The following is a 17726-nucleotide window of genomic DNA, read 5'->3' as shown; positions in this document are numbered from 1 at the left end:
GAGGCTCGGTCGGTGTTCAGTCGTGTCGCTATCGTCAACCGTGGAGAAGCCGCGATGCGGTTGATCCATGCCGTCCAGGAGCTCTCCGCGGAGAGTGGGACGCGGATCGAGACCGTCGCGTTCTACACCGACGCGGATCGCGGCTCCACGTTCGTCCGCGAGGCCGATCTCGGGTACGACCTCGGGCCTGCGTCGGCCCGCCCCTACCTCGACCTGGCCAAACTCGAGCAGGCGCTGATCGAGAGCGAGGCGGACGCCGCGTGGGTCGGCTGGGGGTTCGTCGCGGAGGACCCGGCGTTCGCCGAGCTGTGCGACCGGATCGGGGTGACGTTCGTCGGGCCGACCGCCGAGGCCATGCGCAAGCTCGGTGACAAGATCGGCTCGAAGCTCATCGCCGAGGAGGTCGACGTCCCGGTCGCGCCGTGGAGCCGGGGTGCGGTCGACGACCTGGAGACCGCGCTGCGCGTGGCCGACGAGGTCGGCTACCCCCTGATGCTGAAGGCGACGGCAGGCGGCGGCGGCCGGGGCATCCGCAAGATCGGCTCGCCGGAGGAGCTGACCGAGGCCTACGAGCGCACCCGCATGGAGGCCGAGCGTGCCTTCGGCAGCGGCGTCGTGTTCCTCGAGCGCCTGGTCACCGGCGCACGGCACGTCGAGGTGCAGGTCATCGCCGACGGCCAGGGCACGGCGTGGGCGCTGGGCGTGCGGGACTGCTCCGTGCAGCGCCGCAACCAGAAGATCATCGAGGAGTCCGCGTCGCCGGTGCTGTCCGCCGAGCAGGCCGGTGAGCTGAAGGCCGCCGCCGAGCGGCTCGCGCTGGCCGTCGGCTACCGGGGTGCGGGCACCGTCGAGTTCCTCTACCACCCTGGCGAGAAGCGGTTCGCCTTCCTCGAGGTCAACACCCGCCTGCAGGTCGAGCACCCGATCACCGAGCTGACCACCGGCACGGACCTGGTCAAGGCCCAGCTGCACGTCGCATCGGGCGGCAAGCTCGAGGGTGGTGCGCCGGCCGAGATCGGGCACGCCATCGAGGCGCGGCTCAACGCCGAGGACCCGGACCGCGACTTCGCGCCGTCACCTGGTCGCATCGTCCGCCTCGACCTGCCCAGCGGCCCCGGCATCCGGGTGGACACGGGCGTCAGCGAGGGCGACACCATCCCGGGCGACTTCGACTCGATGATCGCGAAGATCATCGCGCACGGCCGCGACCGCGACGAGGCACTGGGCAGGCTGCGTCGCGCGATGGCGCAGACCACGGTGATCATCGCCGGTGGCGCGACCAACAAGAGCTTCGTGCTCGACCTGCTCGCCCAGCCGGAGGTCATCGACGCGAGCGCGGACACCGGCTGGATCGACCGCGTGCGCGGCGAGGGCAGGCTGGTGTCGCAGCGCGGCTCGGCGGTCGCGCTCGCGGTCGCCGCGATCGAGGCGTACGAGGACGCGGAGGAGGTCGCGCGTCTGCAGCTGCTGTCGACCGCGCACGGCGGACGCCCGCAGGTCCAGCTGGACACGAGCAGGCCGGCCGACCTCAAGCTGCGTGGCGTCGGCTACCGCGTGCACGTCAGCCGGGTCGTCCCGGACCGCTTCCGCGTCGCGATCACCGCCGGTGGCGGCGAGCCGCACACGGCGGACGTCGAGCTGGAGCGCTTCGACCGGGAGACCGGCCAGGTCGTGGTCAACGGCACCCGGTTCAGGGTGGTCACCCACGCGCACGGCCCGACCTACCTGGTCGAGGTCGACGGCGTCGCGCACCGCGTCAGCCACGACGAGGGCGGTGTCGTGCGTGCCCCCGCGCCCGCGCTGGTCGTCGCGACGCCGCTGGAGGTGGGTGCCGAGGTGGAGGCCGGGGCGCCGGTGCTGGTGCTCGAGTCGATGAAGATGGAGAACGTGCTGCGCGCGCCGTTCCGCGCACGGCTGCGGGAGTGCTCGGTCAAGGTCGGCTCCCTGGTCGAGACCGGCGCGCCGCTGCTTCGGCTGGAGCCGCTCGGCGACGGCGAGGGCGCGGAGGCCGAGCAGGACGCCGCCACCGAGGTCGAGATCGACCTGCCCGCCGTACCTGCCGGCGTGCCCGCGGCCGAGCGGATCGCGGCCGGACTGCGGGACCTGCGCGGGGTGCTGCTCGGCTTCGACGCCGACCCGCGCGACGAGAACCGGGTGCTCACCGACTACCTGGCGGCGCGGTCCGAGGGCGGCGCCGCGCGGCCGGTGGCCGGCGAGGTCGCGCTGCTCGAGGTGTTCGCCGACCTGTCGGAGCTGACCCGCAACCACCCGGCCGACGCGGCCAGCGAGGTCCACAGCCACCGCGAGTACTTCCACACCTACCTGCAGAGCCTCGACGTGGACCGGGCCGGGGTGCCGGAGTCGTTCCAGCAGCGGCTCACCACGGTGCTCGCCCACTACGGCGTGCCGGACCTGGAGCGCACGCCGGAGCTCGAGAACGCCGTCCTCCGGATCTTCCTGGCGCAGCGCCGCGCGGCGGGCGACGTCGCGGTGGTGACCACGCTGCTGCGGCGGTGGCTGGTCGAGCCGCCGCCCGCCGAGCCGCTGCGCGAGACCGCGGGTCTGACGCTGGAGCACCTGGTCGCGGCCACGCAGCTGCGCTTCCCGGTCGTGTCGGACCTGGCGCGCTCGGTCGTGTTCCGCTGGTTCGCCCAGCCGCTGCTGCGCCGCAACCGGGCCCGCGTGTACGCGGGGGTCCGCAAGCACCTCACCTACCTCGACGCGAACCCGGCCGCGCCGGACCGCGCCGAGCGCATCGCCTCGATGGTGACCAGCACCGAGCCGCTGGTGCGGCTGCTCGCGCAGCGGATCGGCCGCAAGGACGCGGGCATCGCGCCGATGTTGGAGGTGCTGCTGCGGCGGTACTACGGCAACAAGCGGCTCTACGACGTGCGGACCACCGACGTGGCGGGCTGCACGGTCGTCGTCGCGGGCTACCGGGGCCCGACCGCCCCGTCGGCCGTGGTCACCACCGGTGTCGACTTCTCGGCCCTGCCCGCCGCGATGCGTGCCATCGCCGAGCTGACCTCGGCCGACGACATGGTCGCCGACATCTACGTGACGTGGGACGACCAGCCGGACGACTCGAACGCGATGGCAACGGAGCTGCGGGCGGTGCTGGCCGCGCAGCCGCTGCCCAGCCAGCTGCACCGGATCACCATCACGGTGGCAGGCCGCGGCGGCGCGGTGCTGTACCACCACGTCACGTTCCGGCCGTCCTCCACGGGGATCACCGAGGAGCGCCTGATCCGCGGCCTGCACCCGCTGATCGCGCAGCGGCTGCGGCTGGAGCGGTTCCGCAACTTCGACCTCACCCGTCTGCCGTCGGCCGACGAGGAGGTGTACCTGTTCCGGTGCGTCGCGCCGAGGAACCCGGCGGACGAGCGGCTCGTCGCGATGGCGCAGGTGCGTGACCTGACGCCGCTGCGGGAGAGCGACGGCAGGCTCGTCGCGCTGCCCGCGGCCGAGGACGCGCTGGCCGCGTGCCTCGACGCGATCCGGGGCGCCCAGGCCGCGCGGCCGGCGAACACGCGGCTCGACACCAACCGGGTCGTCATCTACGTGTGGCCGCCGAACGAGCTGGCAGGCGACGAGCTCGGCATGATCGCCGAGCGCGTCCTGCCGACCACCGCGGGCCTCGGGCTGGAGGAGATCCTGATCCTCGCGCGCCGCAGGGACCCCGAGACCGGCGCGCTGACCGACCTGGCGCTGCGCATCACCTACGACGTCGGCTCCAAGGTGCGGCTGGAGGTCGGCGAGCGGCCGAGCGAGCCGGTCGAACCGCTGGACGACTACCGGCTGAAGGTGCTGCGGGCGCGGCTGCGCGGCACCGTGTACCCGTACGAGCTGACCAGGGTGCTCGCCGGCGCGGGCACGTTCACGGAGTACGACCTCGACGAGAGCGGCACGCTGGTCGCGGTGACCAGGGCGCCCGGCCAGAACACCGCGGGGATCGTGGTCGGCGTGGTGACGACGCCGACCAGCAGGCACCCGGAGGGCATGTACCGGGTGGCCCTGCTCGGCGACCCGACGAAGGCGCTCGGCGCGCTGTCGGAGGCCGAGTGCTCGCGGGTGATCGCCGCACTGGACCTCGCGGAGCGAATGCGGGTGCCGGTGGAGTGGTTCTCGGTGTCGGCGGGCGCGCGGATCTCGATGGACTCCGGTGTCGAGAACATGGACTGGGTCGCGGCGGCGCTCAAGCGCATCGTGACGTTCACCCAGGCGGGCGGCGAGATCAACATCGTGGTGGCGGGCATCAACGTCGGTGCCCAGCCGTACTGGAACGCCGAGGCCACGATGCTCATGCACACCAGGGGAATCCTGGTGATGACGCCTGACTCGGCGATGGTGCTGACGGGCAAGCAGGCGCTGGACTTCTCCGGCAGCGTGTCGGCGGAGGACAACTTCGGCATCGGCGGCTACGAACGGGTGATGGGTCCGAACGGCCAGGCGCAGTACTGGGCGCCGAACCTGAGCGCGGCGCGTGACGTGCTGATGGCGCACTACGACCACACGTACGTGGCACCGGGCGAGTCGGGCCCCCGGCACGTGACCACGACCGACCCGCGCGACCGGGACGTGTCGGACTACCCGCACACGTTGGCGGGCAGCGACTTCACGACCGTCGGCGAGATCTTCTCGGTCACCGCGAACCCGGACCGCAAGAAGGCGTTCGACATCCGCACGGTGATGCGCGCGGTGTCCGACCAGGACCACCCGGTGCTGGAGCGCTGGGCGGGCATGGCGGACGCGGACACCGCGGTGGTGCAGGACGCGCACCTGGGTGGGCGGCCGGTGTGCCTGTTGGGGATCGAGTCGCGGTCGGTGCCGAGGCGCGGGTTCCCGCCCACGGACGGCCCGGACACGTACACGGCGGGGACGCTGTTCCCCAGGTCGTCGAAGAAGGCGGCAAGGGCGATCAACGCGGCGAGCGGCAACCGCCCGCTGGTGGTGCTGGCCAACCTGTCGGGCTTCGACGGCTCACCGGAGTCGATGCGCAAGCTGCAGCTCGAATACGGTGCGGAGATCGGCCGCGCGATCGTGAACTTCGCGGGCCCGATCGTGTTCTGCGTTATCTCGCGGTACCACGGCGGTGCGTTCGTGGTGTTCTCGAAGGCGTTGAACCCGAACATGACCGTGCTGGCGGTGGAGGGCTCGTTCGCGTCGGTGATCGGCGGTGCCCCCGCGGCGGCGGTGGTCTTCACGGGCGAGGTCAACCGCCGCACGGCGAAGGATCCGAGGGTGGCCGAGCTGGAGGCCCGCCTGGCGGAGACCACGGGCCCGGCCCGAGCCGAGTTGGCGGCAACGCTGGCGGAGGTCCGCGGCACGGTGCGGACGGAGAAGATGTCCGACGTGGCAACGGAGTTCGACCGCGTCCACAGCGTCTACCGCGCGGTGGAGGTCGGGTCGGTGGACGCGGTGATCTCGGCGGCGGAGCTACGCCCCCGCATCATCGACGCCATCGGCTGAGACCCCGTGCACTGAAGGACGCCTTCCTGACACTGGGCGTACTGAAGGGGCCCTTCGTAACGCCCAGCGTTACGAAGGGCCCCTTCAGTGCATTCGCCGCACCAACACTGCGCCGTGGTGAGTACGCCGGTCGGAGTCCCTCGTAGCGCTGCCTAACCAGTACTGTCCAACCTGACGGTGAGCTGACCGGTCACAGCCAGCCGCGGTTCGCCGCCTGCACACCGGCCTGGAAGCGCGTCGTGGCACCCAACCGGTCGAGCAACACGGCGATCCGCCGAACGACAGTTCGACGAGAAAGCTTGAGGCGGCGGGCAATCGCCTCGTCGGTGAGGCCCGCCGCCATCAACGTGATGATCTTTCTGTCCTGTTCGGACAGCGCGGCGGACGGGTCGGCCGCCGAGACCGGCACGCCGAGTGTCCACAGTGTCTCGAACAGGCCCGCGAACGCCGCCAGCAGGCTCGAGGCATGGATCACCAGCGAGCCCTCCGCGCCGACGCGTTCCGGCTCCGGGATCAGCAACGCCGTCCGGTCGTCACCGATCAGCAGCTTCACCGGATGTCCGGCAAGCACACGCGCGTCCTCGCCCCGTTCGATCATCCTGGTCATGCCGGCGAACAGCGCGGCGTCGTCGTAGACCGCCCGGTGGTACAGGACCCGGTAGGCCACACCCGCCGCCATTCTGTTGACCTGCAAAGACTCCTGAGCCACGAACCGCGCCGGACTGCTGCGGTACGGCGGTCTGTCCAGCCAGCGGACCCGCTCGGTCGCACGCTCCTGCACGCGTGCCGTCAACGTGAACAGCTCGGCCAGGTCCGCGACCGGCTCCACCTCGGGTCTGCCCTCGGCATGGCGCGCCAGGTGGTACAGCTCGTCCAGCTCGGCACCCGCGCGCCACAGCGCGGTCCGGCGGGCGTCCTCGGCACGCAGCAGCTCCGACATCACCCGCGCAGGCGGTCGCGCCACCCAACCGGACGGCTCGCGCACCACCACGTCGAGGTCGGCGAGTTCGCCCAGCGCCCGGGACACGTCCGACGTGGACAGTCCGGCGACATCCGCGAGTGTGTCCACATCGGACCGACCGACGCGGGTCAGCGCGCGGTAGACCTGACCCTGGGCACTGTCCGGATCGAGTACGTCGAACACGGAACCTCCCGGCGTGGCTCAGATGCGCTATGGCGCACGTGAGCCAGTGGACAGGTCTGGCCCTGGTCGCACGCCGCTGCCACCATCAACGTAACGGAAATTCCAGACAGTTGGTGAATTCTCGCCGACCCCCTGCCGTCAGGAGATCCCCATGCGTAGGACCCTCCTTGCCCTGGTCACCGCGGCGGTCGCCGTGGCACCGGTGCTCACCGCGCCGCTCGCGGGCGCCAACCCGGCCGGCATGACGCCGTCGGACGTCGGCGTCCAGGGCGAACACGTCCTGCGGGTCGAGTACCAGGTCCAGCAGACCGGCTACTGGTGCGGCCCGGCGGCCACCAGGATCGCGCTGTCCGCCCGCGGCGTCCATCGAACCCAGTCCCAGCTCGCCTCCCAGCTCGGCACGACGACCAACGGCACCGACTGGATCGGCCAGGTCACGAACGTCCTGAGCGGGTATGTCGGCTGGTACGAGACCAAGGAGATGCCCGACGATCCCCCGACGCAGGCGCAGCGCGACCTGCTGTGGCGCGACATCGTGCTGAACATCGACAACAACTACCCGATCGTCGCGAACATCGTGGCGCCCGCGAACAACCACCCGCCCGGCTACCCCAACTACACGATCTACCACTACTTCACGGTGATCGGCTACAACGACGCGAACCGGACGGTGAAGATCGCCGACCCGGCCGGCTTCGGCGGCCACCAGCTCTACTGGCTCACGTTCAACCAGCTCGCCACCCTCATCCCGCCGAAGGGCTACAGCGCCTGACGGGTGGCTGGACAAGCCGGCGACGCGGTTTTCGTGTGAGATGTAGCCATGCCGTTACCCCGTAGTCTGTGGCCGCCGGAAGTGTTCCGCTGGTCCGTCGACACCGCCACCTCCGTGCCGCGCCGGGTGCTGGACCTGCTGACCGCCGCCGAGTCGATCGTCGAGCGGGCCGACGGGCTGGTGCGCCGCACCGAGCAGGTGGTCGCCGACGCCGAGGACACGGTCGTGCGCGCACGCCGGGTCACCGAGGCCGTCGAGGTGCAGGTGGCCGCGACCCGCCCGCTGGTCGAGTTCATGAAGGAGTTCAGCGCGCACGAGGTCCAGGCCGCGATCAAGCTGGTCGACGAGCTGCCGCGACTGTCCAAACACCTCAACGAGGACATCCTGCCCATCCTCACCACCCTCAACCAGGTCGGGCCCGACCTGCACGACCTGCTGGAGGTCGCCAACGACGTCCGCCAGGCCATCCTGGGCATCCCCGGATTCGACTTCCTCCGCCGCCGCGGCGAGGGCAAGGACGACGACGCCGACTGAGCGCGGGGCCCCAAATGCACTGAAGGCGTCCTTCGTAACGCCCAGCGTAAGGAAGGCGTCCTTCAGTGCACGAGGGGCGGGGGCCGGTCGGGGGCCGGTCAGGGCAGGGTGTACTCCATCGACACCCCGCCCAGCTCCACGCCGTTGGGCATGGGCAACCGGACCCGCTCCACCTCGCGGAACCCGAACGCGCGGTACAGCGGCACCCCCGGCAGCGTGGCCATCAGCACCAGCGTGCGGAACCCGGCCGCGCGAGCATCCGCCGCGGCCCGCTCCAGGATCCCCCGGCCCAGACCCCGGCGAGTCTGGTCGCCTCGGACGAACATGGCCCGCACGCGTGCCGGTTCCGTGGCCGGGTCGAGGAGCCGGTCGTCCGACGGGGCCGCCCCCGCACCCGCGTGCAGCCGGTCGCGCCTGCTCCACCCACCGCAGGCGACGATCTCGCCCGCCGTCTCGTGCACGTAGTAGGTGCCGTCGTCGACCAGGACCTTGTCCGGCTCGGCCAGGTACCGCGCGGCGGCGGCCGTCTCGGTCTCGTCGTGGAACGACGGGAACACGTCGAGTACCGACCGCCGCATGAGTGCCTCGATCATCGGCAGGTCGGCAGGCACGGCCACACGCAACATCGACCCTCCCCTGACCCTCTGGCGACCATCCTAGGTCGTCAGCGGAACGCCGCCACCGCCACCGGCTGCCACTTCCGCCACGTCGCGAGCCGCTCCTCGTAGTCGGCGGCGACGGCCTCGAACGAGTTGCCGAAGAAGACCCTGGCCGGCGGGTCGTCGGTGTCGGCCAGCTCCAGGATCGGGCCCCGGGTGGCCTTCGGGTCGCCGAGGTCCCACACCGGGGCGGTGGCCGCGCGGACCTCCGCGTAGTCCGGGTGCTCTGGGCTGGTGCCCATGCTCCCGCCGCCGAAGTCCGTGGCGTACGGGCCGGGCTCCAGGCAGATCACGTACACGCCGAAGCCCGCGACCTCCTGGCGCAGCGAGTCCGAAAGACCCTCCACCGCCCACTTCGACGCGTGGTAGGCACCGATCCCGGGAAACGCCCGCACACCACCCTCGCTGGTGACCTGGATGATCCGCCCGCCTCCCCGCGCACGCAGCACGGGCAGGACCGCCTGCGTCACCCACAGCGTGCCGAAGAAGTTGGTCTCCAGCTCCGCACGCACCTCGGCCTCGGTCAGCTCCTCCACCATGCCGAAGTGGCCGTACCCGGCGTTGTTGACCACCACGTCCAGCCCGCCGAACCGCGCGACCGCCTGCCCGACGGCCTCGAACACCGCCTCGCGGTCGGTGACGTCCAGCTCCAGCGTCAGCACCGCGTCGCCGTACGCGTCGACCAGCGGCTTGATCCGGTCGACGTCACGTGCTGTCGCCGCGACCCGGTCGCCACGCTCCAGCGCGGCCTCCGCCCACTCGCGGCCGAACCCCTTCGAAGTGCCGGTGATGAACCACGTCCTGGACATCGCGCCCTCTCCCTTCGATGCGTTCACTAGCAATAGTAGTACGGTCGGTATTAATGTGTCGAGTGGTATCGTTCGTAGCCGTGGAAGGCAGGCGAGAGCGGAAGAAGCAGCAGACGCGCGAGCGGATCCAGTCGGCGGCCGTGGAGCTGTTCACGGCGCACGGCTATCGCAACACGACGATCGCGGCTATCGCGGAGCACGCGGACGTCGCGGTCCGCACGGTCACGCTGCACTTCCCCACCAAGGAGGACCTGCTCTTCGCCGACGACCCGTTCACGCCGGAGTCGCTGGCCGCCCGGCTCGACGGCGGCCCGACCCTCGACGTGGTGGGCGCGTGGATGCGCGACACCATGCATGCCCTCGACGACCAGGCCGCCGAGCCGGGCGCGGTCTGGGCCCGGCGCACCCAGCGCGCCACGCTCATCGCCCAGGACGAGGACCTGCGTGGCCGTGCCCGCGCGGGCTACTACGAGCTGGAACGCCTGCTCGCCGCCGCCATCGGCGCCGACCTCGGGCTCCCCGCCGACGCGCTGGCCCCGCGCCTGACCGCCTACACCGTGGTCGGCGGCCTGCGCGAGCTGTACATGACCCGCGAGGCCCACACCACCGAGGACCTGGTGCCGCTGGTCGACCGGGTGCTCGACGCCGCGCGTGCCGGCCTGGCGCGGCTCGCCGGTCCGTAGGCTGGCGGGATGCGCCGCACCGTCCCCGCTCCACTGCCGCAACGCCACGGCCTCGACCCGGCGCGCCTGCGGCTCCCCGAGGACGGCACGTGGCCGACCGTGCGGGCGTTCCTCGCCGCACGGCTGCCGAGGGTGGACCCGGACCGCATCGACGCCATGTTCGCGGAGGAGCGTTTCGTCGACCAGCACGGCCCGGTCACGGCCGACGCCGCCTACGCGCCGGGCACGTTCGTGTGGTTCCACCGCGACCTGCCCGACGAGGCGCCGGTGCCGTTCGAGGTGGACGTCGTGTACCGCGACGAGGCCATCGTCGTCGCCGACAAGCCGCACTTCCTGTCGACGATCCCGCGCGGGCGCCACGTCACGGAGACCGCGCTCGTGCGCCTGCGCCGGGAGCTGCACCTGCCCGCGCTCGTGCCGGCACACCGGCTCGACCGGCCCACCGCCGGGCTCGTGCTGTTCGTGGTGCGGCCCGAGCTACGGGGCAGGTACCAGACGATGTTCCGGGACCGGTTGGTGCGCAAGGAGTACGTCGCCGTCGCCGCGCACCGCCCGGACCTGGCGCTGCCGACGGTCGTGCGGAGCAGGATCGTCAAGGAGCGCGGGGTGGTCACCGCGCGGGAGGTGCCCGGCGAGCCCAACGCGGAGACCCGCGTGGAGCTGCTCGACCACCGGGACGGCCGCGGGCTGTACCGGCTGCAGCCCACCACCGGCCGGACCCACCAGCTGCGGCTGCACATGTGCGGCCTCGGCGTACCGATCATCGGCGACCCGTTCTACCCGGTCCTGGAGGACCGCCCCCTCGACGACTACACCCGCCCGCTGCAGCTGCTCGCGAAGGTGCTGGAGTTCGACGACCCGGTCACCCGCGAGCCACGCCGGTTCGAGAGTCGCCTGCGTCTCGCGCAGTGGTGACCCGCGCGTTCCACCCGCACGGCGACCCGGCGGCGGCTATGGTGCCGACGTGCCCGACGATCGGATCGACAAGCTGGAGAAGTCGCTCGCCTACCTGCGCAAACGCCTCGACGAGGTCGAACGCGGGCAGCGGCACGACCGCGGCGCCCTCGGCTACGCGCTGACCGCGTGCACGGTCGCGGGGGCGCTCGGCGTGCTGACCGCGACCACGTGGCGGTCGGCCAGCGACAGCGACGGCCACCTCGACCAGGCCACCACGCTCTGGGGCATGGTTCCCGAGGGCTGGCAGGCCGTGGTGACGCTCGCCCTGGTGCTCCTGACGGCCGGTGGCTCCTTGGCCGCGTTCACCGGCGAGTCGGGCCGGGCCACGCACATCTTCTTCGTGGTGGCCGCACTCGTCACGATCATCGCGATCGTCTTCCTCGTGGGACAGGTGGAACCGGACGGTTTCTACGACCCGGAGGACACCGACGTCGGCACGGGCCGCTGGCTTTCCGGACTGGCGTGCCTCGTCCTCGCCGTCGTACACGGCGCGAAGGCGGGCGAACGGCCGCCCCGCCGCTGAGGAACGGCGCCCAAACCCCGGCTAGCGTAGGTACAAGTACCCAACTTCCTTGCGTGCCAGGCAGTTCCCGCACACATACTCGTGGCGGCGGACTCACCGCACCTGGGAAGTGGGGAACCGATGGGCACGAGTCACCGTGTTTCGCTTGACTCTCCGTTGCCGCTCGGACAGCTGACCGAGCATTCCCGTGGCGACAAGACGTTGGTCATCGACGCCGAGCGGCCGGCATGGCTCGCGCTCGATCACGCCGAGGCCGAGCTGCTGCGCAGGCTGCGGTCGAGACCCACCGTCCGCGCGGCGCTGGACGGCCTGGACGCCGCCGACCGCGAGTCGCTCCTCGGGGTGGTCGGACGCCTGGTGCGGGCCGGTTTTCTCGCGGAGCCGCCCGACCTGGCGAAGCTGGACCGCTACCGGCAGGTGCAGATCCACCTCACCAACCGGTGCAACCTCACCTGCACGCACTGCTACATGGACAGCGCCGTGCGCATCACGCCGGAGACCGAGCTGGACCGGTGGCGGCGCCTCCTCGACGAGCTCGCCGCCCGCTACTCCCCCATCCACGTCAGCTTCTCCGGCGGCGAGCCGATGCTGTCCGCGTCGCTGATCCCGCTGCTCGAACACGTGAAGTCCTTGCAGGGCAGCACGATCCTCACGGCGATGATCACCAACGGGCTGCTGCTGCGCGGCGCGCGGCTGGCGAGGGTCGCGCCGCTGCTCGACGTGTGCGCGATCAGCCTCGACGGGATCTCGCCGGAGACGCACGACCTAGTCCGCGGCAGGAACGCCTTCCGCCGCACGTACCGGAACCTACAGGGCCTCGCGGACACGCCCTTCCGCAAGGTTCTCAACATCACCGTGCTGCGCAGCAACCGCGACGAGCTGGTGGCGGACCTGCGCCCGTTCCTCGCCGGGCTGCCGTTCCGCACCGACGTCGACCTCGGCACGCTCGTGCCGGAGGGGCGCGGCGCCGAGGTGTTCGACCTCGGCCTGCCCCAGGACGAGTTCCGCGAGACCCTCGCCGCCATCTCCGCGTCGCTGACCGGTGGCACGGCAGGTGAACCGTCGTCGGTCGGGGTCGACGGAAGCGCGCTGTGGACCGGGGTTCCCGTGCGGCCACGGCAGAGCTGCGGCTACGGCGACACCCTCACGATCTACAGCAACGGCGACGTGTCGACCTGCCTCACACCCCGGTTCATCCGGGGCAACGTGTTCGCCGACGGCGCCGAGGGCCTCATCGACCGGATCGACCAGGAGCGGGAACTGTTGCAGGTCAACAAGATGGCCGAGTGCCGGGTGTGCGACCTGCGGCACGTGTGCGGCGGTCGCTGCCACCTCGGCCAGCTGCGCGGCGACGGACGGCTCGGCCAGGTCGCGTGCTCGAACCGCTACAAGGAGTCGTTCTACGACAACCTCATCGCCTGGTCCTCGTCCGGCTGACCTGTCCAACCCGTTGCCGGGAGGAGGTGACAACTATGGCAGACCTGCGGCCGGACTACGGCTACGACGAGGCCGACGTGCTCGACATCGCCGTGCCCGACGCCGGCACCGAGGACGCCCAGCTCGTGAACACCAGGGGCGCGTCGCTCAACTACGTGCGGTGGACGACGACTGCTCGCGGTGCGTTCTGCGCCGACAAGAGCAGCCTGAAGGGAACGGAGTGACCGACGCGTGTGGCGTGCGGTCGCCCCGCACGCCACACGTGCCAGAGGCGACAGAAGTGGAGATCGTGCGGTGACCGCTGTGGAGATCACGGCAGCGAACGAGTTGTCGGCAATAGACGCCGCGACTGCCTACTGGGCAAACAAGGACGTCGCGGAACGGACGGAGTTCGACCACGCGGCCTACCCGCTGTGGCACGGCCAGTCGAAGATGCGGCAACGGCTGGACCGCTCGGACCCGACGCACCTGCTCGTGCGCGGCGACGGCTGCTGGGTGGAGGACATCGCGGGCCGCAGGTACCTGGACGCGCGGTCCGGGGCATGCAACATGGCGCTGGGTTACAGCCGGGTGGACATCGTGGACGCGATGGCCAAGCAGGCGGCCGAGCTGCCGTTCAGCTGCGTGATCCGCTACGACCAGCCCGCGTTGACGACCGTGCGCTACGCGGCGGAGCTGGTCGCCGCGGCGCCGCCGGGCCTGACCCGCGTGCGGTTCACGCACATGGGCAGCGCGTCGGTGGAGAACGCACTGCACATGTCGCGGCTGTACCACCTCAACGCGGGCCAGCCGGAGCGGACGTGGATCATCTCGCTGCGCTACAGCTTCCACGGCAGCACCTACCTGACGCTGGCCGCGTCCGGGGACGACTTCGTGGAGAAGGTCGTGCCGGTCCCCCCGCCGCACCTCGCACGCACCCCCGTCCCCGCCTTCGCCGACTGCCCCGGCTGCACCGGTGACCCCACGAAGACGGGTGACTGCACCGCGGCGCTGCGTGCGACGGTCGACGGGATCGGCGCGGGCCAGGTAGCCGCGTTCATCGTCGAGCCGATGATGGAGGGCCCGGTCCAGCCGATGACCAGGCACTTCCTGGAGAGCGTGCGGGATCTGGCCAGGAAGCTGGGTTTCCTGGTGATCTACGACGAGGTCACCACCGGCTTCGGCAGGCTCGGCGCGTTGTTCGGCGCGACCCACTTCGGCGTCTCGCCGGACATCCTGTGCAGTGCCAAGGGAATCACGGCCGGGTACGCGCCGCTCGGCGCCGTGCTGGTCGCCGAGCACGTGTACCAGGCGTTCGACCAGGAGACGGGGATACACTTCCCGAACGGTTCGAGCTCCGACGGGCACCCGGTGTCGTGTGCGGCCGCTTCCGTTGCCCTGCGGGCGATGTACGCGGAGAACGTGTTCGAGAACGCACGCGAGCGCGGCGCGCAGGCGGTCGCGGGGCTGCGGGAGGGGCTGGCCGACAACCCGGCAGTCGGGCCGATCCGCGGCGTGGGGCTGCTGTTCGGGTTCGAGCTGCTGCAGCTCGACGGCGCGCCGTCGGTGTACGAGACGACGCGGCGCATCCAGGCCGCGTGCATGGAGCTGGGCGTGCTCGTCCAGCACGGCGGCGAGTACATCGTGATCTACCCGCCGCTCGTGATCGACGAGCGGGAGACGGAGATCCTCGTGGACCGCGTCGTGCGGGGCATCGGAAGCGTCACGCGGTGACCGGCCGGGCGGCCACCGCACTGGCCGCCGGACTGGAACCGTTGCGGGACGGCCGGTTCCGGCGACTGCTCCTGTCCATGGCGGTGTCCGCCTCGGGCAGCTCCGGCACACTGGTCGCCCTCACCTGGCTGGTCGCCGTCGAGCAGGGCGACGGCGACCGGCTGGGTCTGGTCCTGGCCGCCTACACCGTGCCGCAGTTCGTCGCGGGGCTCGTGGGCGGCGCGCTCGCCGACCGGTACGGGACGCGTGCGCTGAGCCGTGCGGGTCATCTGACGGCAGGTGGCGCGCTGCTGGCGCTGTGGCTGTTCAGCGCCGGGAGTGCCGCCGGGGTGGCGGGGATCGTGGCGGTGGCCGGCACGGGGGTGGCGCTCGCCCAGCCGGTCACCGGCGCGCTGATGGTGTCCATAGTGGACGATCGGCGGCTGGGGCCCGCGAACATGTTGCGCACCATCGCACTGGACGCGGCGGCCGTGCTGGGGCCGGTGTCGGCGGGGGTGCTGATCGCCGGGTTCGGTGCGCACGCGTGGTTCCTCGTCGACGCGGTGACGTTCCTGCTCGCCGCGGCACTCCTGCCGCCACCACGCCGTGCACCGGAGGAGGGTGCGCCCAGGCGCCTGGCGGAGGCCGCGGCGGGCCTGCGTTTCGTCGTGGGCCGAAGGCCACTGTGGACGGGCATGGTGGCGGCGGGCCTCGGCAACCTGCTGGTCACCGTGCCGCTGCTCGTCGGTGTCCCGACGATGGTCGGGTCGCTCGGCAGCACGGCGCTGGGCGGCTTCTTCGCGTTGTTCACGGCGGGTTCGGTGCTGGGTGCGGCCGAGGCGGGGCTGGTGGCCAGGCGGCGGCCGATGCGGGCGGCGCTGGCGTTCCTGCTGCTGGCCGGGGTCGGGACGGCACTGCTCGGGTCCGCGCCCGATGCCGCGCGGTACTGCCTGGCGGCGGGGATCGGTTTCTGCGTAGCGGGTTTCGACGTGCGGTGGGCCGCGTACCTGCAGGGCAGAGTGCCCGGTGAGCTGATGGGGCGGGTGCTGGCCGGCGACGCGTGGGCGTCGTTCGTGTGCCGGACGGTCGGGTTCGCGACGCTCGGACTGGTCGCGGTGCGCTCGCCGGGCGGTGTGCTGCTGGTGTGCGGCCTTGTGATGGCGGCGTCGGCCGCGGCGTTTCTTGCTGGAGCGGGAGGGGACTCATGACTGACCTCGTCGTCCGCACGGGCGGACCTGGTGACCTGGGCGCGTTGCTGCGGCTGCTGGACGGCGCCGTGCGGTGGCTCGCGGCGGACGGGCACACCGGGCAGTGGGGCACGAGACCGTTCTCGACCGATCCCGGCGGGGTCGAGCAGGCCACCGGCTGGGCGACCGAGGACACGCTGTTTCTCGCGTACCTGGGCGGCGAGGTGGTCGGCGCACTCGCCATCGGCGACCCACCCCCGTTCGTGCCGCCACCCACCGAGCCCGAGCTGTACCTGACGATCCAGGTCGTCGACCGGACCCACAAGGGCCACAACATCAGCGGGATGATGATGGAGTGCGCCAAGGACCTGGCGAGATCGCGTGGCGTCGGCGTACTACGCGGCGACTGCTGGGCAGGCGCGGACGGTGCGGTGCTCCGCCACTACGAGAGCCTCGGCTTCGACATCACCGACACGTTCACCGTCGAGACACCCGCCGGCCCATGGCCGGGCGGAGTCGTGACGCTGCGGGTCACCTGAAGGGCTTGTTTCTGATCCAACGGTGTCAACCGGCGCCGCTACCGAGAATTCTGTGGTTCACCACGATCCCGATGTGTGCAGGAACGACCGGCATGGTGGTGGTCCCCGCCGGGGCAGGGGACCACCACTTCGGTGAAGTCAGTACCAGCCGGTGCAGACGAGGCCGTAGCCGACCGGCTGGCCGCAGGCCCGCATGACGTAACCTGCGTCGTTGTAGGCGTTGGTGAACTTGCTCGTGCCGGTGGCGATCTGCGTGACCCCCAGCTGTGCCCACGGAGCGTGGTCACCGGTCAGCGTCCTCGACCAGTCCACCCAGATCTTGTCGCCGGGCGCGCCCAGGGTGATGCGTCCCCACGCGCACCGAGCGGTCCGGTTGTACCGGAGCTCGATCGCCCGACCGCCGATGTGCACCGGCGAGACCGGTGTCGTGGCCGTGCCTGGAAGCGCGTTCGGGTTGCTGCCACCCGGACAGTCGTAGTCGGCGGCGTAGGCGGGCGATGCGGTCAGCGTTGAGCCGGCGATGACGAGAATCGCACTCGCGATCGCGGTGCCGGTTCGGCGGAGTATGCGCATGGCACTGCCTCTCACTCGTTCCTGTGGATTCGACGACTCCTACGCTGGTGGAAGACCGTCGTCGGAACGTCTGTGAAACGTCGCCGCCTCGGAGCACGAGCGCGTCGGGAGCGGAGTTGCGAGTCCCTCACCCGGGCGCTGCCGGAGGATCCGCACAGCTCGGTCGGTGCCGGCATGGCTGGTCGTCCCGAGCTGGAACACCTTCTACGGGCGGGACTCGACGTGTTGTTTCAGGCGGGTCAGGGTTGTCGCGATGTTCGTGTTGTTGGTGCCCGCGCGGTCTGGTTGGCCGGTGATGAAGATGGCCACGGGTACGAACCAGCCTGGGACGCGGAGCCAGTTGGTCACCGCCAGGTGGCAGCCTTCCTCGGTCGGGGTTATCTCGTACTCCCAGCGGGAGATCGGGACGTAGAACGGGGTGCGTACTCGGTAGGCGAAGCGTCGGCCGGGATCGGCTTCGGTGATTTCCGCGTGGGTCACCCAGCGGCGCCAGCCGTTTCGGTTCGTGCCCGAGAACCAGTTGCCCACCGCGGCCTCTTTCGCGCCCCTGATCCACTTTGCCTTGTAGAACTCCTCGGCGAGGTCCGCCATCGCCACCGGGTCGCTGACCAGGCGGTAGACCTGTTCCGGCGATGCCTCCAACGTCACCTCGCCCGTTGCCAGTGGTTCGGTGTACGTCAGTTTGTCCCTCGGGTTCGTCGTCGCCACGTCGCACCTCTCCCCAGTAGCTCCCTACCCCGACCACACC

16 protein-coding genes are annotated in these 17726 nt (G+C 71.2%); 11 read left to right on the top strand and 5 right to left on the bottom strand.

Annotated elements, in window-relative coordinates; genetic code table 11:
* The first annotated feature begins 12 nt into the window (after positions 1-12).
* On the top strand, positions 13-5469 hold the full coding sequence (locus tag CLV71_RS01540) for an ATP-binding protein (RefSeq protein ID WP_133900720.1): 5457 nt from the start codon (positions 13-15) through the stop codon (positions 5467-5469).
* Between the two features lie 190 nt (positions 5470-5659).
* Here the strand turns inward: CLV71_RS01540 and CLV71_RS01535 are convergent, their stop codons facing one another.
* Positions 5660-6613 (bottom strand): helix-turn-helix transcriptional regulator, encoded by a 954-nt coding sequence (locus CLV71_RS01535; protein WP_133900719.1) that lies wholly within the window; start codon positions 6611-6613, stop codon positions 5660-5662.
* A gap of 151 nt (positions 6614-6764) precedes the next feature.
* On the opposite strand from CLV71_RS01535, the gene CLV71_RS01530 reads away from it, so the two are divergent.
* Positions 6765-7385, top strand: coding sequence for a C39 family peptidase (locus CLV71_RS01530; RefSeq protein ID WP_133900718.1), 621 nt, complete (start codon positions 6765-6767; stop codon positions 7383-7385).
* Positions 7386-7433: 48 nt separating this feature from the next.
* Entirely contained in the window at positions 7434-7919 is a 486-nt protein-coding gene (locus tag CLV71_RS01525; RefSeq protein ID WP_133900717.1) for a hypothetical protein, read from the top strand.
* A 98-nt stretch (positions 7920-8017) separates the two neighbouring features.
* Here CLV71_RS01525 and CLV71_RS01520 read toward each other — a convergent pair whose 3' ends face one another.
* The gene (locus tag CLV71_RS01520; protein ID WP_133900716.1) at positions 8018-8545 is read right to left on the bottom strand and encodes a GNAT family N-acetyltransferase; all 528 of its coding nucleotides are present in this window, start codon (positions 8543-8545) and stop codon (positions 8018-8020) included.
* 38 nt (positions 8546-8583) lie between these two features.
* The gene (locus CLV71_RS01515; RefSeq protein WP_133900715.1) at positions 8584-9387 is read right to left on the bottom strand and encodes an SDR family NAD(P)-dependent oxidoreductase; all 804 of its coding nucleotides are present in this window, start codon (positions 9385-9387) and stop codon (positions 8584-8586) included.
* A gap of 80 nt (positions 9388-9467) precedes the next feature.
* Here CLV71_RS01515 and CLV71_RS01510 point away from each other — a divergent pair, with 80 nt between their 5' ends.
* From CLV71_RS01510 to CLV71_RS01475, 8 genes are all read left to right on the top strand, one after another.
* A complete protein-coding gene (locus tag CLV71_RS01510) occupies positions 9468-10070 on the top strand; it encodes a TetR/AcrR family transcriptional regulator (protein WP_243866161.1) in 603 nt (200 codons plus the stop codon).
* Between the two features lie 9 nt (positions 10071-10079).
* Complete coding sequence (locus tag CLV71_RS01505) at positions 10080-10985, top strand: RluA family pseudouridine synthase (RefSeq protein ID WP_133900713.1); 906 nt, start codon at positions 10080-10082, stop codon at positions 10983-10985.
* Positions 10986-11034: 49 nt separating this feature from the next.
* Positions 11035-11550: a hypothetical protein gene (locus CLV71_RS01500; RefSeq protein WP_133900712.1), complete on the top strand. Its 516-nt coding sequence runs from the start codon at positions 11035-11037 to the stop codon at positions 11548-11550.
* A 156-nt stretch (positions 11551-11706) separates the two neighbouring features.
* On the top strand, positions 11707-12987 hold the full coding sequence (locus CLV71_RS01495; RefSeq protein ID WP_133900711.1) for a radical SAM/SPASM domain-containing protein: 1281 nt from the start codon (positions 11707-11709) through the stop codon (positions 12985-12987).
* Between the two features lie 35 nt (positions 12988-13022).
* Positions 13023-13211 (top strand): hypothetical protein, encoded by a 189-nt coding sequence (locus tag CLV71_RS01490; RefSeq protein ID WP_133900710.1) that lies wholly within the window; start codon positions 13023-13025, stop codon positions 13209-13211.
* 70 nt (positions 13212-13281) lie between these two features.
* Complete coding sequence (locus CLV71_RS01485; RefSeq protein ID WP_133900709.1) at positions 13282-14700, top strand: aminotransferase family protein; 1419 nt, start codon at positions 13282-13284, stop codon at positions 14698-14700.
* Positions 14697-15887, top strand: a complete 1191-nt coding sequence (locus CLV71_RS01480; protein WP_166663872.1) for an MFS transporter — start codon at positions 14697-14699, stop codon at positions 15885-15887. The genes CLV71_RS01485 and CLV71_RS01480 overlap by 4 nt, the downstream gene beginning before the upstream one ends.
* The gene (locus CLV71_RS01475) at positions 15884-16405 is read left to right on the top strand and encodes a GNAT family N-acetyltransferase (RefSeq protein ID WP_133900707.1); all 522 of its coding nucleotides are present in this window, start codon (positions 15884-15886) and stop codon (positions 16403-16405) included. Before CLV71_RS01480 ends, CLV71_RS01475 begins: the two co-directional genes overlap by 4 nt.
* Before the next feature lie 138 nt (positions 16406-16543).
* Here CLV71_RS01475 and CLV71_RS01470 read toward each other — a convergent pair whose 3' ends face one another.
* Positions 16544-16978: a DUF2690 domain-containing protein gene (locus CLV71_RS01470; RefSeq protein WP_133900706.1), complete on the bottom strand. Its 435-nt coding sequence runs from the start codon at positions 16976-16978 to the stop codon at positions 16544-16546.
* Positions 16979-17182: 204 nt separating this feature from the next.
* Positions 17183-17686, bottom strand: coding sequence for an SRPBCC family protein (locus tag CLV71_RS01465; protein WP_208297334.1), 504 nt, complete (start codon positions 17684-17686; stop codon positions 17183-17185).
* Positions 17687-17726 lie beyond the last annotated feature (40 nt).

Source organism: Actinophytocola oryzae (genome assembly GCF_004364325.1).
Classification (GTDB): domain Bacteria; phylum Actinomycetota; class Actinomycetes; order Mycobacteriales; family Pseudonocardiaceae; genus Actinophytocola; species Actinophytocola oryzae.
Note: the sequence above shows the minus strand (reverse complement) of the source record. Positions and strands in the feature narration are given on the sequence as shown.

Bases quoted from the DNA above. Each gene is read 5' to 3' on its own strand.
- CLV71_RS01525 (WP_133900717.1), top strand. From the start codon at position 7,434: ATGCCGTTACCCCGTAGTCTGTGGCCGCCGGAAGTGTTCCGCTGGTCC.
- CLV71_RS01505 (WP_133900713.1), top strand. From the start codon at position 10,080: ATGCGCCGCACCGTCCCCGCTCCACTGCCGCAACGCCACGGCCTCGAC.
- CLV71_RS01475 (WP_133900707.1), top strand. From the start codon at position 15,884: ATGACTGACCTCGTCGTCCGCACGGGCGGACCTGGTGACCTGGGCGCG.
- CLV71_RS01520 (WP_133900716.1), bottom strand. From the start codon at position 8,545: ATGTTGCGTGTGGCCGTGCCTGCCGACCTGCCGATGATCGAGGCACTC.
- CLV71_RS01470 (WP_133900706.1), bottom strand. From the start codon at position 16,978: ATGCGCATACTCCGCCGAACCGGCACCGCGATCGCGAGTGCGATTCTC.
- CLV71_RS01515 (WP_133900715.1), bottom strand. From the start codon at position 9,387: ATGTCCAGGACGTGGTTCATCACCGGCACTTCGAAGGGGTTCGGCCGC.
- CLV71_RS01490 (WP_133900710.1), top strand. From the start codon at position 13,023: ATGGCAGACCTGCGGCCGGACTACGGCTACGACGAGGCCGACGTGCTC.
- CLV71_RS01530 (WP_133900718.1), top strand. From the start codon at position 6,765: ATGCGTAGGACCCTCCTTGCCCTGGTCACCGCGGCGGTCGCCGTGGCA.